Origin of the sequence: Granulicella mallensis (genome assembly GCF_014203225.1) — a bacterium.
GTDB classification, from domain to species: domain Bacteria; phylum Acidobacteriota; class Terriglobia; order Terriglobales; family Acidobacteriaceae; genus Granulicella; species Granulicella mallensis_A.
The window spans coordinates 20,202-45,176 of the sequence record NZ_JACHIO010000029.1 but is presented as its reverse complement, the minus strand read 5'-3'; the positions used below and the strand labels follow the sequence as shown (position 1 = coordinate 45,176).

The window sequence follows — 24,975 nt, the reverse complement described above, 5'->3', positions numbered from 1 at the left end:
CGCGTCGAGGATGGAGCACCCGCTCTGAGGGGCAATCGATCCTTAAAGTAATACGGTCTAACTACGCCTTTGCCGCAGGCTTCAGGCCCATCTCCGCCATCACCATCTGTAGATCTTTCCAGGCCTCGCCCTTCTGGCTCGGATCGCGCAGCAAAAAGGCCGGATGATACGTAACCACCAGCTTTGAGCCGCGAGTACTGTGCCAGCGCCCACGCAGCGAGCTGAGCGATTGCTTCACCCCCAGCAGATAGGTCGCAGCCGTTCCGCCCAGCGCCACAATCACCTGCGGCTGCACGATGTCGATCTGTCGCAGCAGAAACTGCGAGCAGGTATTGGCTTCGATCGGTTCGGGCGTCCGGTTCCCCGGCGGGCGGCACTTCACGATGTTCGCGATATAGACCTCTTCGCGCTGCAGTCCCATCGCCTTGATCATGTTGTTGAGCAACTGCCCGGCCTTGCCCACGAACGGCAGGCCGCTGGCATCCTCATCGGCTCCAGGACCTTCCCCGACAAACATCAGCTTCGCATTCGGGTCGCCATCCGCAAAGACGATGGTATGGCGGCCAGCATAGGCCAGTGGACAGCGTGTGCAGTCGCCGATATCGGCACGTATGGCTTCGAGTGCCGCAGGCCGCTCGGCGGCAGGAAGAATCTGCGTAGGCAGCGGCGCCAGTTGATCGAATGAAACGGGTTTCGGCATGGGAACTGCGAGCTCCGGCGGAAGATTGAGCGGCGAAGGCTCTGAGTCAAAATAAGACGCCACGGGAGGCTGTTCGGTGGCCCTGGCTGGAACCGGCGGTCTTGGTACAGGAGGTGGCACGGGAGGTGCCACCGGAGCGCGCGGTGGTGCCGCCGCAGGAACGCTGCGCTGTACAGGCGTCGCAGGCCTGACCGGCGCTTGTGCAGGTGCGGCTACACGCTTTGCCTCGGCGGCAAAGGCTTCACGCACCGATTCGGGCAGGAGCGTCGCAGGGTTTTCGCGGCGATAAAGATCGTAGATGCCGAGGTCGCGCAGGTAGTCGACATAGGCGCGGAGATGCTGCTGCGGAGTAAGACTCATTCCTCTCTATAGTACCGTCGGAGGAGTGGGTTTCTTCGCCATGACGCTGTAGGTGACCTTGCCTGCTCGGACCTCGTCCTGCGCCACGCGGCAGGCCTTCATCGAGGTTGAAACGCCGAGCGGCGGCGCACCGGATTGCAGTTGACGAGCGCGACGAGCCGCGCCCTTCACAAGGCTGTACTTGTTCTGAAACAGATCATCATTTGCAGCCATAACAAGGACCTCCGGGGGGATGCAGTTATCTTACGCTCCGCACGCGGTTGCGCAAGCCCTTACACAATCGTCGTCGAAACCTGAAAGCTCGTCAGTGCAGCGTCCAGCCTCGCCGAGTGCGCAGAGGTCAGACATCGTGCCGCCGTCTCCGCCACCTCGCCCTCTTCGCCACGCTGGTGGAGCACGATGGCTCGCATCTCGGATGCCGCCTGGTCCAGTTGATCGTTAATCAGCGCGTACTTGTAGTCCGACAGATGTCGAAGCTCATTGCGGGCCTGCGAAAGGCGCTCTTCAATGACAGCTTCATCGGTAACACCTTCCGCCTGGCTGCGATTGCGCAGACGCATCTCCAGGACCTGGGGGCTGGGAGGAAGAATAAAAATCGAGACCGCCTCCGGCACCTTCTTCATCACCTGGAGCGCGCCCTGCACATCGATATCGAGCAGCAGATCGTGTCCATGGGTACGGGCGTGCTCCAAGGCAGAGACCGCCGTGCCGTAGTAGTTGCTGCCGAAGACCTTGGCCCACTCGAGAAACTCGCCCTCGTCGATCATGCGTTCAAACTCGGCATGATTCGTGAACCAGTATTCCTTGCCATTTTCTTCGGACCCGCGCGGCTGGCGTGTGGTGTAGGAGATGGAGAACTCAAGACCTTCGACAAGCCGCCGAACCTCGGATACGAGGGTGGACTTGCCCGAGCCGCTGGGCGCCGAAATGATAAAAAGAATTCCAGCCATATTGATAACAAGCCTGCCAGCCATGGGTCTAAGTTCTCTTGACAGTGTACCGGTTCGAGCGTTCCGACGTTAGCGCATCGCCGAACAAAGTTATACAGCGCGAAGCGCGTTCCGTGACGCTTTAGCGTTGCGGTTCGGAGGAGCCGTAGCCTTTAGGCTACGGAATCAAGGGCAGGAGAGAATTGGGCTTTAGCCCCGGGCCTTTTGCCCGCAGCCGAAAGAAGGCCCGGGCCTAAAGGCCACATCTTAGCTAAGCCTCTATTTCCGTAGCCTAAAGGCTACGGCTCCCTGACGCTAAAGCATCAGGGAACGCGCTTCGCGCCACCTCAACAGCAACGGTTTCATTTGGAACTACAAACACGCCATAGCAAATGAGCTGCGGCCTTCAGACCACACCCTCGCCCTCAGCCGCAGCAACCTCGCCCAGGTCGGCCTCCAGAAGATCATCCTGTCCAAACTGCAATTTATAGAGCCGGCTGTACATGCCGCCAAGCTCCAGCAACTCATCGTGCGATCCCAGTTCGGTCACACTTCCTCGCTCGATCACCGCAATGCGATCAGCCCGACGTACGGTCGAGAGCCGATGTGCGATCACCAGCACCGTCCGGCCCTGCATCAGGTTCGCGAGCGCAGCCTGCACCGCGACTTCGCTCTCCGTATCGAGCGCCGAGGTCGCCTCGTCGAGAATGAGGATCGGCGCATCCTTGAGGATGGCTCGCGCAATGGCGATCCTCTGCCGCTCCCCACCAGAGAGCCGCGCACCGCGTTCGCCAATCATCGTGTCGTAGCCATCCGACATACGCAGGATGAAGTCGTGAGCCAGTGCAGCCTTTGCCGCAGCCTCGATCTTCTCCATGGAAACATCGGGGCGTCCATAGGCGATGTTGTTTCGCACCGTGTCGTTGAAGAGCACCGTCTCCTGCGTGACCTTGCCGATCTGCGCGCGTAACGAGGCAATCGTAAGATCGCGAACATCGTGCTCATCAAGCAAAATCGTACCGCCTGTCACATCGAAAAAACGTGGCAGCAGATTTACCAGCGTCGACTTCCCCGCCCCGCTCGGGCCCACAAGAGCAACCACCTCACCACGGCGAACGGTTAGCGAGATGCCATGCAGCACCTCCTTCGCCACCCCGGCGCGCTCGTAGCCGAAACGCACGTCACGAAATTCGATCAGCCCGCCAAAGCTCTTGAGCGTAATAGCTTTCTTGCGCTCTAGAACTTCATCTTGCTCGTCGATAAACTTGAAGATCTCCTGGCTGGCGCCGACCGCCTGCTGGAAGTTGTTGTAGTAGACCGGCATCTTTCGCACCGGATCGTAGAGCGTGAAGGTCGCGATCAGGAAGGCAACGAAGGATCCGGCGCTCATGCCGTGATGCATGATGCGATCCCGTCCAAAGAGCAGCAACAACGCGATTGCGACCGCCCCCAGTGCATCCATCAGCGGCGAGGAGATAGACTGTATCGCAACTGACCGCATGTTGGCTGAGAGCAGCCTGTCCGCTGCTTTGCGGAAGCGGTTCATCTCCCACAACTCCATGCCAAACGCCTTCACAATGCCATTGCCTGTGATGGTCTCATGGACGATGTTCTGGATCTCGGCCAGCTTGTCCTGGCCTCGGCGCGTCGTTTTGCGAACACTGCGGCCGATCCGTCGCGCCGAGGATACGATAACAGGCACAAACAGCAGAAGCACCCAGGCCATACGTCCGCCTGTAAGGATCACTGCGCCGATCATGAACACCAGAGTGAAGATCTGTTGCAGAAAGTCGCTCATCACCGTAGCCATGGCAGCCTGCACACGTTCAACGTCACTGATGAGCGTGGAGATGAGAGCACCTGTGGAATGCCGTTGAAAGAAGGCCGTGGAGCGCCGCAGCACCGAGTCGTACAGGTCGTTGCGAATATCGGTAATCATGCCGAAGCCGGCCTTGTTCGCCAGCACCGTACCCAGATAATCGCAGATCGATTTGATGATGGCCGAGCCCACCAACGCTACTGCCACTACCGTCCAGGCGTTACGAAAGTGGCTGGGGACGAAGTGCTGCAGGTTAACGGTGATGCTGGTGTGAGGAATATGGAAGAGCAACACCAACGACGGTGGCGCATCCGGGCGCAGGACGTTATCGAAGATGGGCTTGATGAGCAAAATGCGGAACGCAGCAAGCGCACCAACCACAGCCATCAGCAGAACCGACGTCACCGAGTACAGCGCATATTTCTGTAGATAACGAAGGAGCCGCCAGATGCGCCTCATGCGCAACTCCTACAGACCGCAATGCCAAAGATCATCATCAAAAGAAAGTGTACCTTCGTCGCATGTCTAACGCGGCATGTCGCGATGCGACGTCTTCACCCGGTAACCTGCGTCCCCCAGCCGTTTCTTCAGCTCTTCGGTGATCATCACGGAACGATGCTGCCCGCCGGTACAGCCAATTCCGACCGTGAGATAGCTCTTCCCCTCCTTGATGTAGTGCGGCAACAGGAAGGTAAGCATGTCCGTAGCCTTGTCGAGGAACTCCTTGGTCTGCGGAAACTGCCGGATGTACTTGGCGACCTTGGGATGCTTGCCTGTCAGCTTGCGAAACTCGGGAACGAAGTGCGGATTGGGCAGAAAGCGCACATCGAAGACGAGATCCGCATCCGTCGGCACGCCGTTCTTGAAGCCAAAGCTGGTCACCGAGATCGTCAGGTTGCGGTCGCTCGTCCCTCCGCCGCGCTCAAATTGTGCATTGATGTGCGCGCGCAGGTCATGGACGTTGAAGCGGGTGGTGTCCAGCAGAATATCGGCGACGTTACGCACCGGATCAAGCCGTTTGCGTTCCGCGCTGATGGAGGCCAGCACGGTCTCTCCGCGCCCCAGCGGATGCGGCCTGCGAGTCTCGGAGAATCGCCGCACGATAGCCTCTTCGCTGGCTTCGAGAAACACGACGCGAGCCGGCAGCACCTTGCGCACCTGCTTGAGAATCGCTGGGAAGCGGTCAAGCCGAATGCCCTCGCGCACATCCACGACCATGGCCGCGCGTGTGATCTCGGCGGACTTCAATACCAGGTCTGCAAAGCGCGGAATCAGTTCCAGCGGGAGATTATCGACCGAGTAGTAGCCAAGGTCTTCAAACGCCTTCAACGCCGACGCCTTGCCGGAGCCGGACATTCCCGTCAGGATGACAAGTTCACGAGTAAGAGTCTCTTGCTTTTTAGCCGATTTGGATTCTTTTGCCGGTTTGGACGAAGCTTTGGCGGCGCGCTTGGATGCCATGCGTGCATCCTAGCACCGACACCCTAAAAAAGTTCGCGGCAACGTAACATTCCAAATTTCACCACAGAGGCCATAGCGTCCTCTGCGTTCTACCTTTGCGCCCTGTGCGTCAAAGTTGTTGCCTGTTCTATTTAATTACCCGCAAACACCACGCGCCTCCTGGACAGGAGGCGCGTGGCTTACTTCGAAAGTTCTAAACCGCTTCCAGCGGAAGCGGAATGGGCCGGGGATGATCGCGAACGGTATCGAATCGTTTCTTGTGCTTGATGGCCTGCTGTTCGACCTTCTGCAGCGCGTCATGCAATGCAACCTCCATTTCGACGGCCTCACAGGTTGCGACCAGTTGGTCGCCGCGGCATTGCACCGTAATTTCAGCGATCTTACGGTATTTGTCTTCCGTGAGGATGATATGGGTGCTTGTACAGCGATTGGCAACCTTGGCCACTCGTGCCAAGCCCGCTTCCGCCTGCGTTTTGAGTTTTGCTGTGACTACGGTCTGGCGACCGGTGTACTCAACGATCATGGACAACTCCCTTCGTCCCGGCAGCTTGAGAAGCTACCGTCTCCGTAAGATGCGGATTATCGTACACGGCGTTGGTGGGTGCTGGGAATCTGCATATCTTCGCGATACTTCGCAACCGTCCTGCGGGTGACCCGAATTCCCTGGCGCTGCAACTCCGCGGCGAGGTATTCATCCGTCCACGGCTTGCGTGGGTCTTCGTCCTCGATCAGCTTCTTAACACGGCGTTTAAGCAACAACAACGGCACGTCGCCCCCCTCCGGCCCGTTCACGCTCTCAGTGAAGAAAAAGCGTAGCTCGTACACCCCCTGGGTCGTGTGCACATATTTATTTGCGACAGCCCGGCTGACCGTCGAAGCATGGACCCCGATCTCCTCGGCGACCTCCTTGATCATCATCGGTTTCAGGGCCTCGACACCGCGCTCGAGAAACTCCTGCTGCCGCCGCACGATAGCCTCGCAGGTACGAACGATCGTATTCTTGCGCTGCTCGATGTTGCGCAGGAGCTGGATCGCGGATTTGTAGCGCTCCTTCACATACTCCCGCACCTCGCGTTCCGTGCTCTTCTCCCGCAGCATCTTGCGATAGCCCTGGTTGAGACGCAGCGCGGGCAGGTCTTCTTCATTCATGACGACCACGTACTCATCGCCACGCTTGACGAAGGCGACATCCGGCTCGATGAGGCGTGTGTCCGAGCTGCTGTAGCGCTGACCAGGCCGCGGGTCCAGGCTGCGAATCAGATCCACAGCAGCAGCAACCTGCTCCGGCGTGCGATGCGAGACCCGCGTCAACTCCCGCATATCTTTTTTCTGCAGCAGCGACAGATGCCGGTCAGCAATCAGGGCAGCCGCGTCGAAGGCTGCCACCGCATCCTCAGGAACGGGAGCCCCATTGCGCTTCCCCACAAGGAGCGCCTCGCACCGCAACGCTTCGATCTGCAGCAACAGGCACTCGCGCAGATCGCGTGCCCCCACGCCGATGGGATCCAGATGAGCGACGACACCCCGCGCCTCGACGACCAGAATAAGCTCAGCCTGCCCCGCTTCACTGCCAGCCAGTGCTTCGGCGAGTTCCTGATCGCTCGCGGTGAGATATCCGTCTTCGTTCAGGTTACCGATCACCAGCTCAACGGCTGTACGAAGCTCCTGGCGCAGCGGCATCGAACCCAGCTGCCAGGTGAGGTAATCGCTCAGCGTGCTGGGCTGGGCAAGAAAGTGTTCGAACGACGGCTTCTCGCTGTCATAGTCTTCGAAGTTGGAGGCGGTACGAAAGCCGGGATCAAGATAATCCTGGAAGTAACTCCCAAAGTCGATCTCATCGAAGGGATCTTTTTCAGTGCGCTCCCCCTCTACCACAAGGTCTTCCGCACTGCGCTCACGATCTCCCTCACGGGCTGTACGTTCATCGAACGTCTCGGAGGACTCTTCGATCTCCTCCAGCACCGGATTTTCGACCAGTTCGCCATTGATCATGTCCTTGAGCTCAAGCTTGTTGAGCGCAAGCACACTGACCATCTGCATCAGGCCCGGAGTGAGCACCTGGCGTTGCGAGACTCGAACATTCAGTCTGGGCTGTAACAACAAAGATCGACCTCGCGAACCCTCCACGCATCCGCGCGGAAGACACTTTGCTTCGGAACCCACCATCCGGCAAGCAATTCTAGGGCCATTCTACAGCGTCGGAGAGCTTTTGCTTTTATTATTACTGGGTTTTCGTCCTCAAACCCCACCCATCGAAAAGCCCTCACCCAGGTACACCCGCTTCACCTCAGGATCGCGCCCCAGTTCCCCCGGCGTCCCCGTGCGGAAGATGCGCCCCTCATTGATGATGTATGCGCGGTCGGTAACGCTCAGCGTCTCGCGGACGTTGTGGTCCGTGATAAGCACGCCGATCCCGCTGGCCTTCAGGTCGAAGATGATCTGCTGAAGCTCCAGCACCGCAATCGGGTCGATACCGGAAAACGGCTCGTCCAGCAGGATAAACGCCGGATTGATAGCCAGGCAACGGGCGATCTCCACGCGGCGTCGTTCGCCACCCGAGAGCGCGTAGCCGCGCGTCTTGCGCACATGGCCAAGGTTGAGCTGCAGGATGAGGTTCTCGGAGGCCTTGCGCCGCGCCTCCCAGGTGTTGTGCTGCGTCTCCAGCACCGCGAGGATGTTCTCCTCCACCGTCAGCTTGCGAAAGATCGAGGGCTCCTGCGGCAGATAGCTGATGCGATGCTCGCGCGCCCGCAGATACATCGGCGTGCGCGTAATGTCAGCGCCGTCCGTAAAGATGCGGCCACTGTCCGGCCGTACCAGGCCGACGATCATGTAAAAGCTCGTCGTCTTGCCAGCGCCATTGGGGCCCAGCAGACCGACGACCTCGCCCTGCCGTATCTCCAGGCTGACGCCTCGAACTACCTGCCGTCCGCCGTATGCCTTGCCGATCTCCTCGGTTGCCAGAGTCCTAATCACGCTCTACTGCCTCACTTCCGTCTCGGTGCGGACACGCCCATGCTTCTGTGCCGGCCCCGGAGGGGCACCTGTAACGATGATCGTACTATCGTCCGAACGGAACAGCAGCGTCGCCCCGGTGACGTTACCCTGCTTCACGTCCACGATATGCGGCGGCTTCGCCGGTGTTCCGGTCAAAATGTAGCTCGAATCTGCCGTCGTGTAGACCAGCTGTTCGCCCGTACCGGCACGCCCCGGCTGATCGATCCGAACTGATTCGGAGAGCACGACCTTCTCGACCGAACCACCCAGAAGATTCGTCGGCCCCGCCGGCTTCGCCGCTCCTGGCGCGGCCTTCGAGGGCGCTGCAGGGTTCAGGAAAACAACCGCCTTCTGCGAGCGCGCCTGCCCCGTTGCGCCATCGATACGAACCCCACCCGAGAACGTCGCTTCGCGAGCGATATCGGAGTAGTCCATCGCCGGGCTCGCGACTCTGACCACCTGCCCTTCCCCCGACGAGGCAGTCTTGCCCTTCGCCTGCGCCTGCGATGGGTTGGAGTTGGCATTGGCATTGGCATTGGCGAACACAGCGTGGACCAGTCCCCCCGTAGAGGCCGGACGAGCGGCCAGTGTCTTTTGCTTCTGATCGAAGCGCAGGGTCGCGGCCTCAACCTGCGAAGCCCCCTGCCAGAGCCGCGCCGGATGCGCTTCATTGCCGTAAAAATCGGCCACCTGCGAAGCCTGCACCAGATGCGCGTGGTCGGCGGTGACATGCGTCGCCTGAGCCGTCGCGGAGGTCTCCGCACCCAGCAACGTGGCAAGAACATTCCCCTGGGCATCCGCATCACCAGTCGTCTGATTGGCGACAATCGTGGCCGCCGTCAACTGGGTGTCGCCCTGTGTGTAACGGGCCGAACCCGTAAGGGTCAACTTCGAGGTCGCTCCGTCATAGACGGCGTTGTTGGCGCTCGCATCAGACGGCGGCTCAGGCTTGGCGGCTCCCACACGCAACGCCGGGACGCTGTGGATCACCACATGCCCATTCTGTACCGCAGAGGTGATCCCGGTCGCCATGCCCCCGCTCTTCGTGGGCTGGGAGGCAAACGCGATGTCCACCGTATCCGAGGAGCTGGTCTGCTGCTCTCCCTGGGGAGCGTCCTGCTGCAACCGCGCATGTCCCGTGCCGAAGACCTTTCGCAGCTCGGCCTTCTGAGACGCACCCGGTTCGAGGTCAGCACGCAGTTTGTCCGCCGTAATCATGGTGGACTTGATCTCCTGCGTCTGAGGGTGGCCTGCACTCGACGCAACCGGTGAGTCGCCTCGGGCCATCGCCGAGCCGGTAGCCACAACCTGGGTGAGCCTCGACACCGTCTTGTGTCCGATGGGCACCAGCGTCGCCACGATGCGGTCTCCGCGCATCTCGCGGGAGAGCGCCGGCCCGCTGCCCTTGTGGTCGCTGAGCGCTACCTGTGCCGCACCTGTTGCGACGATGTTGGTCGGCGCGCCCAGCGCGTTGAAACTCGTATCCACCTCGTTAGCCTTGCCGTGCATCGGCTGCTGCACATTATCATCCCAGAGCACGACACCACCGGTCAGCTTCGTCGTCTGCGGCAGGCTGGCGGTGTTGAAAGTCGCATCGAGATGCGGGGCCGTCAGATGGCGCGTCCCTTCATCGAACGCTACGTTGCCATCCGCCTCAGCCTGTGAGATCGAGCCATCTTTGCGCAGATGCAGCAACGCACTGGCCGCATGCGCCGTACGCCCCTGTGTGTGCGCAACGGGCTGTACCAGCGCCACGGTATTGCTTTCGCGATTGAGGTCCGCCTTGACCGCGTGGACCGTCATCGGCTCGCCGTGGACATCCCCGGTCAGGCGCACGTCGGCCAGCAGATGCAGCATGCTCTCGTCTGAGTTGAAGATCGCCCCCTTTGCCAGGCATTGCAGCCCCGCATAACGGAACTCCACCTCCTCAGAGGTCGTAGCAATTCCCTCTTTTCGGTTGTAGCTGAGACCGGTGGTGCGGACATGGATGATGTGGTCGTTTTCGCCGGGCTTGGCGTCGGGCTGTGCCATCGGAGTCTTGGGACTATTGTCGGTATGGGTCTTGCCCCCTGACGCAAGTGCTCCCGGCGCCTGCACATCGATATAGACCTCCCCGAGTGCCTGCAAAATCTCTGTCTTTTCGTCGTATTCGAAGTCTGCCCCGTGGATGCGATCGAAATCATTGGGGGTCTTGCCGTACAGCGTGAGAACGCCATCATGCAGCGACCACTTCCCATCGCCATGCGGGATGCCCTTGGCCGCGTGCAGCGTGAAGATCGTTCGCCCCTTCAACGATTGAGAGTAGGTATAGCCGTCGGTCTCATGCGTGATGTGAGCGCCGGACCGTCGCACAATGTCCCGCCAGGTGCGCAGCGCGCGATAGCGTCCGTAGCCGAGAAAAACTGCCAGCACAACGAGCAGCAGGACCGCTCCCCCTGCCAGTACCCATCGAAGTCTCTCCACAGACGCTTTCATTGCCTGCACTTATCTTCTCACCTCAGAGGAGGGCTCAGGGCCCAGGGTGTAGGGTCCAGGGTTTCAGCAGCTTTGGCATTCTGAACCCTAAGCCCTGGGCCCTGAGCCCTCCTCTTGGCATCTAAAATGGATCTATGGCCGATCAGCTTTACCTGAGTCTGTGGTTTCCCAACTTCCGTCTGCAAGCGCTGCCCGATGCGCTCGTCGGCGTCATGCGTCAGTTCGCCGTTATCGCGAAGGACGGCAAACCCGGCAGCGAGTTTGGCCGCGTGGCTGCCTCCAGCACCTATCCGATCAATTGGACCGAATCTCCCACTTACCAGCGCATCTATGTCAACGACGAGCGCGCACAGACCTCCGCCGACACCGAAGGCTCGATCATCGAGAACGCCGTCGCAGAGGCTACCGAACAGCTTCACGACGACATGGCCTACGAGTTCGAGATGCGCTGGATGCTCTGGCTTCCCGATGCAGCAGGCGACCTCGACATCGCCTGGCGGCTGGAACCGGCAAAGGTGCGCATTACAGGCTTCGGCCCGGACTTCGATGACGGCAGCTATGAGCAGAACGGCCACATCCGCGTCGACTTCGGACTCGATACACCCTGGGTGCTCGAAGACGAAGAGCTGGACACCGACGCCGCCGACCGCATCAAGCAGAACGTCGAGAAGCTGCTGGCCTTCACGCTCTCGGTCGAAAAGCATTGCGGCATCTCCAGCCGCCTATTGTGGACGGAGAGCGGCGAGCCGCTGGCCGAGAAATTGATCGCGCGGTTGCAGCGGCTGAACTAGAGCTGGCACTGGAATATGCCTAGATAAAATTTCAGCGTGAATCCCTGTCTTTAGGGCCGAAGGCCCGTCTCATACCAGCCCAGGGCAAAGCCCTGGGTACCTGCCATAGAAAAATAAAGGGCTGAAAGCCCGACTCATCGTGGCGACATCGATGAGTCGGGCTTTCAGCCCTCTGCACGTTGGGTGCCTATAACCCAGGGCGTTGCCCTGGGCTGGTATGAGACGGGCCGTTGGCCCTGAAACCAATGCGTCTAACCTCATTGCAATACGAACCCGTTACTGCGCTGACTCACTCCGGCGACGGCGTCCGCTGATCAAATAGACTGCCGCACGAAGCTCCAACAGAGGGTCGTCCGAAGGCTCGATGCCATCGACGCGCGGTATCGGGTCAAAGATAATGCGCTGCTGCTCATGCGCATCGTCTGCGACAGGCGCAGTCAGAGCAATCGTGCCGAGTTCGACGACCCTCCGGTCTTCGGGCCAGTGAATCGTCGCATCGTCGACAACATCGCCTTCATTCGCCAGCTGCACCAGGATGCGGAAGCTTACCGGACCGGCGGCCACTCGTTCTTTCAGTTCATCGAAGAGATAGTTCGGCCCCTTGGCCGCAACGGCAGCGTCATCGAGATGCTCGTTCCCTGCCTCCGGCAGAATGCGATAACGGCCATAGCGCACAACGCCGTCCGCATTGGTGAAACGCATCGCCGTGATGCCGAAGTAAGACTCGCGGCCAAAGCTCGAAGGCGCAGGCTTCGGAGTCTGCACAAACGCAAGCGCCGCCGGATGTCCACCCAGAAAGATCTCGATAGGCTTCGGGTTCTTCGGATCGGTGGGCGCAGCAAGATCGCTACTGGCAAGCGCACGCAGAAGCTCTAGAAACTCATCTCCCGTGCGGACGGGAAAGCCGTCCACCGAATGGCTCACGATGTCGGTATGGCTGTGCTCCGCCAGATTGAACCGGATCGCCATGCCGCGTGGGTTGGCATTGGGGTCGGTATCCGGCACAAGGGGCAGCCCTGTCGAGTTCGAGAACCGGACTGTCACCGGGGTCGACTCGCGCACGATATGCGGTGCACGGGTGAGCGAAGCAGCTTCCGCAGAGGGCGTAAACGTACCCGTCAGCATCGTGCCCTTGGCATGGGCAGGACGAAAACTGGGATGCTCGCCGAAGATCGTATCGAACTGCTGGATGAGGTTGTTACTTAGGGCTAATAGCTTCTCGTCGGTTGGCAGCGGCATGATCGTTCTCCTGTGAAGTGCTGGACTGACCTCTACTCTAAATCGCTGGCGGTGGCCGTACTGTGAATCGCGACTGCCTCGGGACAAACAACAAATGCTGCTGCCTTTGTCGTTGTTTGTTTCTCGTCGTCATCCTGAGCCAACGGCGAATGACCCCCGCATTTTGCAGGGGCCCAGACGCAAAGCGCACCACAGGGGTCTCGCTTTGCATCTGGGTGGCACCCAATGCGGGGGTCATTCAGTTACGCTTCAGGATGACGACGAAAAACAAACAAAGACAAATTCAGACGTGCTGAATCTACCCCTGCGCAACAATCTCCGAGAAATCTGCGATGCGTGAAAAGTCTGCAACCGTACGCGCCAGCAACGCCAGACGGTTCGCCCGAATATCAGCCTCCGGGGCCATGACCATCACCCTCTCGAAAAACTCATTAACAACAGGCCGAAGCGACGCCACCTGTGTCAGAGCTTCACGGTACTGGCGCTTTGCCCGCAATGCTTCTACGTCACCTGCAACACGCCCGCCGGTAGACTCCAACGCCTTCTCCGAGTCATCGGAGAGCAGCGACGTATTCACACTCGCAGGAATCGATTCGCCCTTCGCCTGTGCCTGATCGAGAATGTTCTTCATGCGCTTGAAAGCAGCACTGACGGCGATGAAATCCTCTCCACCGCGAACAGCGGTCACAGCCTCGGCACGAGCCACAGCATCCCGCAGGTCTTCAGACCCTGCTGCTACAACAGCTTTCACGACGTCATACGCCTGTCCGCGCCCTTCGCGCAGATAGAACTCGATACGCTCCGCAAAGAACGCCTGCAGCTTCGCAGCTACCTCAGGCTTAGATTGCGCAGCTCCAAGCACATCAGCCAGCGTAAGCGGCAGACCTGACTCCGCCAGGATTCGCACCACGGAGTTCGCTGCGCGGCGCAAAGCGAACGGGTCTTTCGATCCGGTCGGCTCCATCCCCAGCGCAAACATGCCGGAGATCGTGTCGATACGATCGGCAAGTCCCAGCAAAGCTCCCTCGGCTGAACGCGGAATAGAGTCCTTCGCCGACGCCGGAAGGTACTGATCGTAGATGGCATCCGCAACAGTCGCACTGGCACCCTGCGCCTTCGCATACAGCCCGCCGATGACGCCCTGCAGCTCCGTGAACTCCTTCACCAGCTCCGTCGTAAGATCGGTCTTCGCAAGCGTCGCGGCCTCGTCAACCGCACTCGCATCCACAGCCGCCCCACGCGATGAAGCGATCTTTGCAAGCTGCGCAGCCAGCGAGCGTACACGCTCGCTCTTCGTCGCATAGCTGCCAAGGTCTTTCTGAAAGGTCACGTTCTCCAGCAGCTTCACACGCTCGGTCAGCGGCGTACGCTGGTCGAACTCCCAGAAGAAGCGTGCATCGTTGAACCGCGCGCGCAGCACCCGCTCATTGCCCTGCTTGATGATCGGCTCATTCGTCTCGTCGAGCGCGATGTTCAGCACCGCCAGAAAATGAGGAGCCAGCTTACCCTGCGCATCTTCCACCGCAAAGTACTTCTGGTGATCGCGCATCACCGTCACCAGCACCTCTTCCGGCAGCTCGAGGTAAGCCGGCTCGAAGCCGCCGAGCAGCACCGCCGGCCACTCGGTCAGATGCGTCACACTGTCGACCAGCTCCTCGTCTTCGCGCCACCGAGCGGCCTCGACTGCGCGCGTGACATGATCCAGAGCCTTGCGAATCTTCTGCCGCCGCGCCTCGACGTCGGCGATCACATACTCCCCTTCAAGCTGAGCCAGATAGCTCTCCGGCGCGACGATCTCGAACGGCTCGCCGCTCGACAGCACGCGATGGCCGTAGCTCGCGCGTCCCGCTGTCTTGCCCGCGAAGGTCAGCGGCACCACAGCGTCTCCCAGCAGGCACACGATCCACAGAACCGGGCGTACAAACCGCTCCGGCTTGCCGGGACGCCAGTACATATTCTTCGCCCAGTAGATCCCTGCGATCTCCTTCGGCAACTCGCTGGCCAGCACCTCGGCAGCACTGCGGCCCTTCTTCACGCTGGTCGCGGCAAGGTACTCACCCTTCGGCGTCGTAATCGTCCGCAGGTCGGCCACGGCCACACCGGACTTCCGTGCAAACGCCTCAGCCGCAGGGGTAGCCACGCCATCTTTGAAGGCGATCTTCACGGCAGGACCGGTAACCTCTTCCGTAATGTCCGCCTGCTGCTCGCGCACGCCGCGCACCAGCACGGCAAGCCGGCGTGGCGTCGAGTATGAGACCGCATCCACGCCCTCCAACTGTTCGCGTTCCAACAGCGCCAGCGTACGACGCAGGAGTTCGGCCTGCGCTCCAGCGATCATGCGCGCGGGAACCTCTTCCAATCCAATTTCCAACAGAAAATCTGCCATCACCCAACCCTGTAATTCTTCAAACTTGTTTAAGCGGCAACCAGCGACGTCAATCGCTGCTGTTCGGCATAGATCTTTGCAACGCCGACGATGAGAGTACGAATCCGCGCCATCACACCCACGCGTTCCGTCACCGAGATCGCACCCCGCGCATCCAGCAGGTTGAACGTGTGCGAGCACTTCAGCGCGAGCTCATACGCCCCCATCACAGGGAAGCGCTTCACAGCCAGCGCATCGTCATTCTCTTCCGTCAGCACCGTCTTTGCGCGTTCAAGCAGCAGGAGACACTCCGCCTCATACAGCCGCAGATGCTCCCAGAGCTTGTCCACGTCGGCATAGTCAAACGAGTAAGCTGAGAACTGCTGCTCCTCGTGCAGGCGAACGTCGCCATAGGTAAGCTCCGTACCCGTCATGGGATCGCGCGACCACACGATGTCGTAGATCGAATCGAGGTCCTGCAGGAACTGCGCGATGCGCTCAAGGCCATACGTAATCTCGCCCGAGATCGGGTCGAGATCCATGCCGCCGCACTGCTGGAAGTAGGTAAACTGCGTGATCTCCTGCCCATCGAGCATCACCTGCCAGCCGACGCCCCACGCGCCGCCCACCGGCCACTCCCAGTTGTCCTCTTCGAACTTGATGTCGTGCTCTTTCAGGTCGATCCCGATCGCCACCAGCGACTCGAGGTACAGCTCCTGCACCCGCTCCGGTGGCGGCTTCAGAATTACCTGGAGCTGCGTGTGGCGAAACAGCCGATTTGGGTTTTCGCCATAGCGTCCATCCGCCGGACGCCGCGAGGGCTGCGCATAGGCGATGCTGATGGGCTTCGGCCCCAGCACACGCAGAAACGTATCGGGCGACATGGTGCCGGCGCCGACCTCGAGGTCGTACGGCTGTTGTAACACGCATCCATGCTCGGCCCAGAAACGCTGTAGCGTGAACAGCAGTTCTTGGAATGTTAGGGCCTTCTTCTTGTTTTCTACATGAGGCATCTTCCGATTCTAGAGCAGTTCGCCATAACTGTAGAGTGAGCCTCAGTCGGGTGCCCCATCCTCGACACGCGGCTCTATCGCGTGGCAGGGTGGGGTATCGTTTGCGGTAGCAAACGACCGCTCTCTTCCATGTCGGGCACAGTTGCCTCTACGAGCTCAAGGCGGTCGTGCTTCGCACGATAACCCACCCTGCCGCGCAAAGACGCGCGTCGAGGATGGGGCACCCAGCTGAGGCACGTCCATGCCTCTGTCGAAACTGCTTAGCTTAGTGCCGTCGCACTCCGCAGCCGCCGCTCCAGATGCCGCTCCAGCGTCCCTACCGCAAACGCCCTCAGGTCCCTCGCACGCTCCTCCGGCCAGGGCTCCTCCGCAAGCTGCGGCAGCGACGACCGCGCAATCCTGTAGCTCTCCGCCACCGACTCCGCACTCAGTGGCCTGCTTCCCGAGCGGCGGTCATCGTGGCACGTCACACCATCGCCCGCAGGAGACCACCACACCGTTTGCCCACGCAGGTCGAGCCCGCACACCGCACAGTGCCCCAGCTCCGGCATCCAGCCCATCAGGCGGTTCATCCACAGGCAGAAATACGTAACCGGCAGCCACACGCTATCAGCCTGCATAGCCGTGAGCGTCGCAAGCGCGAGCCGAAAGATGTTGTCCTCGGGCGCGAGGTCCGGCATCGCCTCTTCAAGCACTTCCACGACAAGCTGCAATCCAGCAGTGCGGAGATAGTCCACCGGCGCGGTCAGCGGCGACCACAGGATCTCGAAGTTGTCGAGCCGTACGAGCTCCTGCCTTGGACGCTCCGTGTAGTGGGCGCGGACATGCGTCGCCGGTTCCAGCGCGCCACCAAAGCGGCGGCGGCTCTTCATCGCGTGCCGCGCCACGCCCTTGACCTTGCCCTGATCGCGCGTAAAGAAGCTGATCAGCAGGTCAGCCTCATGAAACGGCCAGGTGCGCAGCACGATCGCTTCGCCGTGATGCGGGATGAGCCTGCCTTCTGCCATGCAGGTCTATCGTACCTTTTGTTATTTCTGAGGGTGCTTATCGCTGTTTCTGATAGTTCATTTTCGGCTTTTGTTTTTGCCTTTCTGGTTGTCATTCCGAGCGCAGCGAGCGAACCTGCTGTCTCCCGTTGTTTGATTGCACCGCCCATAAACAACTGGGCACTCACTGGACGACGTCGTTCGCGCTGCCGCATAACATTTGTGGCAACACTAACGAAAAGCGGGAGACAGCAGGTTCGCTCGCTGCGCTCGGAATGACAACCAGAAAAGCAAGAACAAAAACAAAGAAGGCAAAAAGCAAAACGCGCGACCCGAAGGCCGCGCGTTCAAAAACCAAAAACCTAGCGACCGAAGTGCGTCGCGTTCTTCTCCTGGAAGCTGACCCACTTGTCCGGCAGGTCGTCACCGGCATAGATCGCCGAAACCGGGCAAACCGGAACGCACGCACCGCAGTCGATGCACTCGACCGGGTCGATGAAGAGCTGCTCGGCCTCACCGTGACCCGTCTCGTCCTTCTTCGGGTGGATACAGTCAACCGGGCACGCATCCACGCAAGCCGTGTCTTTGGTTCCGATGCAGGGTTCCGCGATTACATACGCCATGTCTCTTGCTCTCCTTGGTCAGGGTATCGACCAGATCTTGAATTTAGAACTCGATTCTAACAAGAAACGAAGCTCATCCAAAGCCGTAAGAAATTCACAACTCGGACTGGAACAGGCCTATTTACCCATGCTTTCCTGCTCTACCCCAACAAAACATACGCTGCTAGCGCTCTTGCCCGCCCCTTGCACGCGTCCAGCGGCGCAGAATCACGATGACTCCGACCAACAGAATCAAGCCCGCCAAGCCAAAACCGTAAATATCGTCCATTACAGCGACTAACCCGCATTGGCCATCGTGCGGATAATCCACTGCACACCGTTGAACTCCTTGGTTTCCTACAGCGACAAAAACGGTTACTGCTCCAATTGCAACGAGGAACAAAGCAAGCAACTGCAACCAAAGAGGAAATCGCTTTCGTGAACGCTGCAAATCCGTTCCTATTTCTGATTCCATAGACATGGAGCTCTATCCTCCATCGCAGACTTATTCAGCCGCTTCCCCTGCGCGGCGAGCCGCAAACTCCGCCGGAGTAGGAATCGGCTCGATGTTCTTCCCTGCAAACAGGTCCTCAAAGAGATGCTGCATCTCCGCGTGAATCAATCCATTCGTCGCGAGCACCTCGCGGCTGTCGAGCGTAAATTTCCCGCCATCGAAGTGTGTAATCTTGCCGCCAGCCTCTTCCACCATCAGATAGCCCGCCGAGGTGTCCCACGGATTCAGCTTGAACTCCCAGAACCCCTCCAGGCGTCCGCAGGCAACGTATGCCAGGTCAAGCCCCGCCGAGCCCGCGCGCCGCACCCCATGCGAGCGCAGCGTGAACTCCTGGTAGAAGTGCACGTTCGGGCTGCGATGCCGCTTGTGGCTCGGAAAGCCTGTCGCTACCAGCGACTCCTGCAGCGTCTTCGTGCGCGAGGCATGGATCGGCTTGCCGTTGAGCTTGGCTCCGCCACCGCGTTCGGTCGAGAACATCTCATCGCGCAGTGGATCGTAGATCACGCCGGCAACCATCTCGCCATCTTCCCCAGCGGCCAGTCCCGGAACCCGGCGTTCGCATCCCAGAATCACACAGAACGCCGGAAATCCATGCGCAAAGTTGGTCGTGCCATCCAGCGGGTCGATGTACCAGCGGAACTCGCTCTCCAGCGCCTGCCGCGTGCCCTCTTCGCCATAGATGCCGTGGTCCGGCAGCGCCGCACTCAGACGGGCGACGATCAGCGCTTCGCTGGCACGGTCCGCCTCGGTAACAAGGTCGACGTCGCCCTTGTACTCTGCGGCAACGCCGCGATGATAGAACTCGCGCAGCAGCGCTCCTGCTTCACGCGCAATGGACTCTGCAATGCCGACCAGTTCAGCCACAAACTCTCCTTGATGCCTTGGTTGAAACGGGGTTTAGTTCGCCGCCGCTGCGGCTACGCGATTGCCGCTGCGGCTACGCGATTGCCGCTGCGGCGTGTGCTTGCACCGGCACTCTCGGTAATCGTGCGGATCTGCGCCTTGTAGATGAAGAGATTCGGCTTGCCTTCGCGCGTGAGCCGCACCATCATGTCGTCGAAGTATTCGATCCAGCCATTGACGACCTCGCCGTCGCGCAGCTTGACGGAGACCGGAACCTGTCGCTCGCTGAGCGATTTCAGGTAAAGCGCCTCCTGTCCCGTCTCTCCCGCAGGTAGTCCCTTGTGCCGCTTTTTCGTCGTCGCCATACCTTTGATTGTACGGCGAACCACTCTAGAGCAAATCTCCTGTTGCCGGGAAGTTGAATCGGGCGTGCAGTGCCGTTTTTTCTGGAGAAAAACGGCCATAAGCGTCGTGGTTTCGCGATACACCTACAGGAGATTTGCGCTAACGGTTCGCATAATAGGACGTTCGGTAGCGCAGCGTATAGCGGGCACGCAGTGCCGGATCCTTCAATTGCAGCTGAATATGCCGCAGATTATCCCTGCCGAGAGCCTTCTGGGGCGCGTAATAGCCCACCGTGTACTGCGTCCGCAGATCGTCCGAAACATGCTGAAACGCCGGCGTGAGATCGTGCTTGTCCTCGACGTAGTAGTACTTGCCGCCGGTGTCGCGGGCCAACTGGATCAGCGCATGCTCCCCGCCGGTATTGCGCCCGGCATCAGCCGATACCGGCACGATAATCAGCGCATAGATCATCGCTCCGGCACGCTGCGCCTGCTCCAAAGCAGCGTCATAGCTCCCGTGATGCGTCGTATTTTCTCCATCGGTGATAAGCACAAGAACGCGGCGCTGCCCCCCATTCGAAGGCGTCTCACCCAATCGCTGGCTCGCAAGATAGACCGCGTCATACAACGCCGTGGCATCGCCGTGATGAATCCGTCCCAGGCCGCTGTCGATCTTCTGCACGTCACTGGTGAAGGAGACAAGTTCATCGACGTCGTCAGCAAAGTCCATCAGGTCGATCTGGTCCTGTTTGCGCAGCAGCGACGCCATGAACTTCTTCGCGGCCTCGCGCTCCAGGTGCTCATCGTTGAAGACGCTCTCGCTGGCGTCGATGGCAAGCACGATCTCCAGCGGTGTGGTCGATTCGCGGTCAAAGTTGGCGATGCGCTGGGGCTTGCCATCTTCCGCCACCTCAAAGTCGGCAGCGCTCAAATCCGGCACTGGAGCACCCTGCTCATCCACGACATTGAGGGCCACACTGACCAGCCGGCTCTCCACATGAATGGTTGGAATCTCAGGGTCATGACGCTCAATGGGCGCAGGCTGCTGGGCAGGCGTCTGGGACATTGCCAGGGCGGGCAACCACACAGCAGCCAGCGCGACGGCAGCCAACCTCATTGTTTGGCCTCTGCAATGTCCGGAGGAAACGGCTCGCCGTCAGCCCATACGGCCCCGTCGACAAACTGCTCCCGCTTCCAGATCGGCACCGTCTTCTTGAGCGTGTCGATGAGCCAGCGGCAGGCGTCGAACGCCGCTCCACGATGGGCCGAAGCCACAACGATCAGCACGCTCGTCTCACCAACCACCAACCGCCCCAGGCGATGCACCACTGCCACCTCGCGCACGCCGAACTTCGCGATCGCCTGCTCGCGCAGTTCGTGCATCTGGCGCAGCGCCATCTCCTCATAGGCCTCATAGTCGAGATGCAGGGTCGCGCGGCCTTTGGTGTTATCGCGCACAATGCCGTCGAAGACGCATACCGCACCGTCTGTCCCAGCCTTGATCCTGTTCGTGATGGCCACCGCGTCCATCGGCTCCCTCACCAGTTGGACAAGATCTCCAGAACCTCCGCTTACAGGCGGCAGAATCGCCACCTCGTCGCCATCGCAGAGGCTATGCCCTTCCGCCGCATATTCATGGTTCACCGCAACGGCTGCCGAGCGCAGCATCTCCTCCGCCACCACACCCTCGCGGCGCAGCAAAGCCAGCAGACCCGCGACCGATTCCCCCACACGCAGTTCTCGCCACACTCCCCCCTCAGGGAATATCGTCTTCAGGGGACCGAACGAAATCAGGTGTACGCGCATGGTGGCAGGACGCATCTACAAAGAATACCCGAGTCGTTGCGGTATACTCGCCGGGAAATCTTTACCCTAAAACCGAACCCACGGAGGACTCATGTTCAAAGGATTTCGCGATTTCATTTTGCGCGGCAATGTAATGGACCTGGCGGTGGCCGTCATCATAGGCGCTGCCTTCACCTCGATCGTCACCGCTCTGACCGCCAACATCATCAACCCCTTGTTGGGCGCGATCATCGGCAAGCCAAACTTCGACTACCTCGTCGCCCACGCTCATGGCGGCGAGATCAAGTACGGCACCTTCTTCACGGCGATCATCAACTTCCTGCTCATCGCCTCCGTGGTCTATTTCTTCATGGTGCTGCCCACGCAATACCTGATGAAGAAGTTCAATCCCCCGCCTGCAGCCGAGCCCTCGACCAAGACCTGCCCCCAGTGCCTGAGCGAGATTCCGCTTGCGGCTTCCCGCTGCAAGTTCTGCGGACAGCCGGTCACGGCCTGAGTCTGAAGCATCTCGGAGACAGGCAGAGGGGGGATTGCAGCGGGCTATAGCCCGCTGCAATCCCCCTAAACGCAAGGGCTTCAGCCCTGGACCTTCGTGTATGCTGCCTAAAATGAAACACGCCCCACAAGACCAGCGGTAAGACCCCAGCCACGCCAACAAGGCAAGCTCACACCAGAGAAGGACACATTGTGAATCGCTCCCTGTCGAACCTCGTTCTCGTCTCCAGCGCCGTTGCACTCTTCTCCACCGTGGCACTTGCCCAGACGCCCAGGGTCTTCGGCTACGCCGACTTTTCCCAGCAGGCCAAGTGGGACGCCGCTTTCATGCCTGTGCCCGATGCGAAACTTGCCGGCGAACACCTGAAGACGCTGACCGCCGAACCCCACTGGGCCAGCTCTCCCGAAGACCACAAGACCGCGCTCTACGTCGCCGAAAAGTTCAAAGCCGCAGGCCTGCAGACCGAGATCGTGCCCTTCCGCGTGCTGCTGAATAAACCGGTCAAGATCGAGATCGAAGCCTTTGACGCCCAGGGCAAAAAGCTCATGTCCGGACCTACCCCGGAACACGTCGATTCCAAGGAGTACGGCGGCGACTCCTTCCAGGACGATCCCCGCATCCTGCCCGCCTTCAACGGCTCCTCGGCCTCTGGCGATGTCACCGCCGAGGTCGTCTACGCCAACTACGGCACGCTTGAAGACTTCAAGAAGCTCGACACCCTGAACATCAGCGTCAAAGACAAGATCGTGCTCGTGCGATACGGAGCGAACTTCCGCGGCGTCAAGGTTTATATCGCTCAGCAGCGCGGTGCCAAGGGCGTGCTGATCTACTCCGACCCGGCAGACGATGGCTACACGCGCGGCGATGTCTATCCTCGCGGGCCGTTCCGTCCGTCCTCTGCCGTGCAGCGTGGCAGCGTGCAGTTCCTTCCCCTCTATCCGGGCGATCCCGAAACTCCCGGCATCGCCTCGACCCCCGACCTGCCCGATTCGCAGCGCATCACCGATCCGGCCAAGATGAATCAGCCGTCGATCCCCTCCAATCCGCTGTCGTATCAGGACGCCGCGCCTATCCTGCAGCATCTCGATGGGCCGCTCTCGCCGCGTGAGTGGCAGGGAGCGCTTCCCTTCACCTATCACCTCGGCGGAACGGCATCGGTGAAGGTGCACATGCATCTTGAGCAGGACTACAAGCTGCGCACCATCTGGGACGTCATCGGCAAGATCCCCGGCGACGATCCCAATGCCTGGGTCGTCGCGGGCAATCATCGTGACGCCTGGGTCTACGGCGCGGTCGACCCCAACAGCGGCACAGCGGCGATGCTCGAAACCGTGCATGGTTTAGGCGTACTGCTCAAGCAGGGTTGGAAGCCGAAGCGGACAATCGTCTTCGGAAGCTGGGATGCAGAGGAAGAGGGCCTGATGGGCTCGACCGAGTGGGCCGAGATGCACGCCGCCGAACTCTCCCACGCCGTCGCCTACTTCAACACCGATGTCGGCGTCGCCGGCCCAAACTTCGATGCCTCAGCTGTGCCGTCGCTCAAGGAGTTCGTTCGCGAGGTCACGCGCGAAGTTCCCAGTCCCAAGGGCGGCACCGTCTACGATCAATGGCTGAAAGACCAGCATGAGGGTGCCGTCCGTCGCAAAGCCCCCGCCCACAACAGACATGAAGCAGGCTCTGACGACGTACAGATCGGCACGCTGGGCTCCGGCTCCGACTACACGCCCTTCATCCAGCATCTCGGCGTTCCCTCCACTGACATCGGTTCGGAAGGCCCTTACGGCGTCTATCACTCGACCTTCGACGACTACAACTGGTTCATCCGCAACGCCGATCCCACCTTCGTCTACGAACAGCAGCAGGCCCGTGTCTTCGGTCTTGAAGTGCTCCACATGGCCGACGCCGACGTCCTGCCCTACGACTACAAGCTCTATGGCAGCGAGATCGGAAGCTATCTCACCGAAGCAAGGACACGTGCCACAGAAGCAAAGATGCAGGTGGACTTCAGCGCAGCCGCCACGGCAGCCAAACGCTTTGCCGCAGCCGGCGAGCGTGCCTACCGGCTGCAATCCGCGCCCACCCAGGGCGTCGATGCCGCTCCGTTGAACGCAGCCCTCCGGAACGCCGAATCCGCCCTGCTCAACGACGCAGGCCTTCCGAAACGCCCTTGGTTCAAGCACACCATCTATGCTCCAGGCGAGTTCACCGGCTACGCAGCCGTAGTCATCCCCGGCGTCAACGAAGGCATCGACGAGGCCGACAATGCCCGCACACAGGCACAGCTAGACGCCTTGGCCGCTGCACTGAATCGCTCAGCGGCGATTCTCGAAGGAGCCGCAGGGCTCTGAAAGCCACGTAGCGCTGAAACCGTGTCTAGTTATAGAGGGCTGAAAGCCCGACTCATCAGCACCGCCACCAGCCTGGGGCTTTGCCCCAGGCTGGGATGAGCCAGGCCGTTGGCCCTATGTTATTGCCCAGTTTTTCCCTGATTTTCTGCTGACAATCTGCTGTTATTGAAGTCTTACAAACACTGCCGTCAGGTGTACCCTACCTTCGAGGGGTGGAATGGACACGAAACCGTACAGCAAGACACTGCTGCAACAGGGTGAACTGCCGCTCCAGGGCCGTCGGCACAGCTATTGGGCGGTAGCGTCGATCGCGTTTCACCTGTCTGTTCTCGGCGTGCTGTTTTATAGCCGTCAACCGCACCTCAAACCCGTTCAACTGCCCGGCGATCCCAGCGGCCACCGATTGCTCCTCACCTACTCCCCCGGCATCAGCGCTCCGCCCTCCGCGCTCAAGACACCCAAACTGCCCACGAACAAGCCGGTAATTCCGCGTCCCACACCCATGCCGCCCCCAACCCCGGTTACACCGGCCCCAACCTCCGCCTCGACGAGCGCGGGCTCCTCTACGGGAGCCGATGCCCTCGGAGAGGGCGATACGACCCTCGCCCTGGTGGTTGTCCATCCCTCGCCAAAGCCGGACCTGTCACAGCTCCCCTCGGGTACGCATGGGGATGTGGTCGTGGACGTGGTCATCGATAAGACAGGACGAATCGCGAAGTCATCGCTGGCTCGCGGTCTCGGACACGGCATCGACGAGACAGTCCTCGCAGTAATCCAGCAGTGGACCTTCCAGCCGGCAACACGCAACGGCGTTCCGGTAGACAGCGAGCAGGAGCTGCTCTTCCACTACGAGCACGGCTGAGGAGTGCCCTTTCGATCCCGCACAA

At 60.3% G+C, this 24,975-nt stretch carries 23 protein-coding genes; 4 read left to right on the top strand and 19 right to left on the bottom strand.

Going from position 1 to position 24,975, the window contains the following annotated elements; all coding sequences use genetic code 11:
• Nucleotides 1–61: 61 nt before the first annotated feature.
• From HDF15_RS23660 to HDF15_RS26315, 9 genes are all read right to left on the bottom strand, one after another.
• On the bottom strand, nucleotides 62–1,060 hold the full coding sequence (locus tag HDF15_RS23660; RefSeq protein ID WP_184260298.1) for a uracil-DNA glycosylase family protein: 999 nt from the start codon (nucleotides 1,058–1,060) through the stop codon (nucleotides 62–64).
• 6 nt (nucleotides 1,061–1,066) lie between these two features.
• Complete coding sequence (gene rpoZ, locus HDF15_RS23655) at nucleotides 1,067–1,273, bottom strand: DNA-directed RNA polymerase subunit omega (RefSeq protein ID WP_014265125.1); 207 nt, start codon at nucleotides 1,271–1,273, stop codon at nucleotides 1,067–1,069.
• Nucleotides 1,274–1,332: 59 nt separating this feature from the next.
• Complete coding sequence (gmk, locus tag HDF15_RS23650; protein ID WP_260331305.1) at nucleotides 1,333–2,034, bottom strand: guanylate kinase; 702 nt, start codon at nucleotides 2,032–2,034, stop codon at nucleotides 1,333–1,335.
• 361 nt (nucleotides 2,035–2,395) lie between these two features.
• Complete coding sequence (locus HDF15_RS23645) at nucleotides 2,396–4,267, bottom strand: ABC transporter ATP-binding protein (RefSeq protein WP_184260295.1); 1,872 nt, start codon at nucleotides 4,265–4,267, stop codon at nucleotides 2,396–2,398.
• Nucleotides 4,268–4,333: 66 nt separating this feature from the next.
• A complete protein-coding gene (gene rapZ, locus HDF15_RS23640; protein ID WP_184260292.1) occupies nucleotides 4,334–5,269 on the bottom strand; it encodes an RNase adapter RapZ in 936 nt (311 codons plus the stop codon).
• Between the two features lie 193 nt (nucleotides 5,270–5,462).
• Nucleotides 5,463–5,792: a ribosome hibernation-promoting factor, HPF/YfiA family gene (gene hpf / locus HDF15_RS23635; protein ID WP_014265121.1), complete on the bottom strand. Its 330-nt coding sequence runs from the start codon at nucleotides 5,790–5,792 to the stop codon at nucleotides 5,463–5,465.
• A gap of 56 nt (nucleotides 5,793–5,848) precedes the next feature.
• Nucleotides 5,849–7,372 carry an RNA polymerase factor sigma-54 gene (gene rpoN, locus HDF15_RS23630; RefSeq protein ID WP_184260289.1) on the bottom strand — a complete coding sequence of 508 codons (1,524 nt, stop codon included), beginning with the start codon at nucleotides 7,370–7,372 and terminating at the stop codon, nucleotides 5,849–5,851.
• Nucleotides 7,373–7,507: 135 nt separating this feature from the next.
• Nucleotides 7,508–8,242, bottom strand: a complete 735-nt coding sequence (lptB, locus tag HDF15_RS23625) for an LPS export ABC transporter ATP-binding protein (protein ID WP_044178242.1) — start codon at nucleotides 8,240–8,242, stop codon at nucleotides 7,508–7,510.
• A 6-nt stretch (nucleotides 8,243–8,248) separates the two neighbouring features.
• The gene (locus tag HDF15_RS26315) at nucleotides 8,249–10,729 is read right to left on the bottom strand and encodes an LptA/OstA family protein (protein WP_184260286.1); all 2,481 of its coding nucleotides are present in this window, start codon (nucleotides 10,727–10,729) and stop codon (nucleotides 8,249–8,251) included.
• A 146-nt stretch (nucleotides 10,730–10,875) separates the two neighbouring features.
• On the opposite strand from HDF15_RS26315, the gene HDF15_RS23615 reads away from it, so the two are divergent.
• Complete coding sequence (locus tag HDF15_RS23615; RefSeq protein ID WP_184260284.1) at nucleotides 10,876–11,532, top strand: hypothetical protein; 657 nt, start codon at nucleotides 10,876–10,878, stop codon at nucleotides 11,530–11,532.
• A gap of 276 nt (nucleotides 11,533–11,808) precedes the next feature.
• Here HDF15_RS23615 and HDF15_RS23610 read toward each other — a convergent pair whose 3' ends face one another.
• The 10 genes from HDF15_RS23610 to HDF15_RS23565 form a co-directional block, all read right to left on the bottom strand.
• Nucleotides 11,809–12,771, bottom strand: a complete 963-nt coding sequence (locus HDF15_RS23610) for a catalase family peroxidase (protein WP_184260282.1) — start codon at nucleotides 12,769–12,771, stop codon at nucleotides 11,809–11,811.
• 298 nt (nucleotides 12,772–13,069) lie between these two features.
• On the bottom strand, nucleotides 13,070–15,157 hold the full coding sequence (glyS, locus tag HDF15_RS23605; RefSeq protein WP_184260280.1) for a glycine--tRNA ligase subunit beta: 2,088 nt from the start codon (nucleotides 15,155–15,157) through the stop codon (nucleotides 13,070–13,072).
• A gap of 29 nt (nucleotides 15,158–15,186) precedes the next feature.
• Nucleotides 15,187–16,149, bottom strand: a complete 963-nt coding sequence (locus HDF15_RS23600; protein ID WP_184260278.1) for a glycine--tRNA ligase subunit alpha — start codon at nucleotides 16,147–16,149, stop codon at nucleotides 15,187–15,189.
• A gap of 260 nt (nucleotides 16,150–16,409) precedes the next feature.
• Nucleotides 16,410–17,156 (bottom strand): DNA repair protein RecO, encoded by a 747-nt coding sequence (gene recO, locus HDF15_RS23595; RefSeq protein ID WP_184260276.1) that lies wholly within the window; start codon nucleotides 17,154–17,156, stop codon nucleotides 16,410–16,412.
• A 341-nt stretch (nucleotides 17,157–17,497) separates the two neighbouring features.
• On the bottom strand, nucleotides 17,498–17,758 hold the full coding sequence (locus HDF15_RS23590) for a ferredoxin family protein (protein ID WP_014265111.1): 261 nt from the start codon (nucleotides 17,756–17,758) through the stop codon (nucleotides 17,498–17,500).
• 163 nt (nucleotides 17,759–17,921) lie between these two features.
• Complete coding sequence (locus HDF15_RS23585; RefSeq protein WP_184260274.1) at nucleotides 17,922–18,218, bottom strand: hypothetical protein; 297 nt, start codon at nucleotides 18,216–18,218, stop codon at nucleotides 17,922–17,924.
• Between the two features lie 24 nt (nucleotides 18,219–18,242).
• Nucleotides 18,243–19,115 carry an inositol monophosphatase family protein gene (locus HDF15_RS23580; RefSeq protein ID WP_184260271.1) on the bottom strand — a complete coding sequence of 291 codons (873 nt, stop codon included), beginning with the start codon at nucleotides 19,113–19,115 and terminating at the stop codon, nucleotides 18,243–18,245.
• Between the two features lie 53 nt (nucleotides 19,116–19,168).
• Entirely contained in the window at nucleotides 19,169–19,483 is a 315-nt protein-coding gene (locus HDF15_RS23575) for an RNA chaperone Hfq (protein ID WP_311733192.1), read from the bottom strand.
• A 115-nt stretch (nucleotides 19,484–19,598) separates the two neighbouring features.
• Nucleotides 19,599–20,555, bottom strand: coding sequence for a VWA domain-containing protein (locus tag HDF15_RS23570; protein WP_184260269.1), 957 nt, complete (start codon nucleotides 20,553–20,555; stop codon nucleotides 19,599–19,601).
• Nucleotides 20,552–21,244, bottom strand: a complete 693-nt coding sequence (locus HDF15_RS23565) for a molybdenum cofactor biosynthesis protein MoaE (RefSeq protein ID WP_184260268.1) — start codon at nucleotides 21,242–21,244, stop codon at nucleotides 20,552–20,554. Before HDF15_RS23565 ends, HDF15_RS23570 begins: the two co-directional genes overlap by 4 nt.
• 91 nt (nucleotides 21,245–21,335) lie before the next feature.
• Between HDF15_RS23565 and mscL the strand changes: the two genes are divergently transcribed.
• The 3 genes from mscL (at nucleotide 21,336) to HDF15_RS23550 (ending at nucleotide 24,950) form a co-directional block, all read left to right on the top strand.
• Nucleotides 21,336–21,740 carry a large conductance mechanosensitive channel protein MscL gene (gene mscL, locus HDF15_RS23560; RefSeq protein ID WP_184260267.1) on the top strand — a complete coding sequence of 135 codons (405 nt, stop codon included), beginning with the start codon at nucleotides 21,336–21,338 and terminating at the stop codon, nucleotides 21,738–21,740.
• Nucleotides 21,741–21,931: 191 nt separating this feature from the next.
• Complete coding sequence (locus HDF15_RS23555) at nucleotides 21,932–24,088, top strand: M28 family metallopeptidase (RefSeq protein WP_184260266.1); 2,157 nt, start codon at nucleotides 21,932–21,934, stop codon at nucleotides 24,086–24,088.
• 217 nt (nucleotides 24,089–24,305) lie between these two features.
• Nucleotides 24,306–24,950, top strand: a complete 645-nt coding sequence (locus tag HDF15_RS23550; protein WP_184260265.1) for a TonB family protein — start codon at nucleotides 24,306–24,308, stop codon at nucleotides 24,948–24,950.
• The last annotated feature ends 25 nt before the right edge of the window (nucleotides 24,951–24,975 follow it).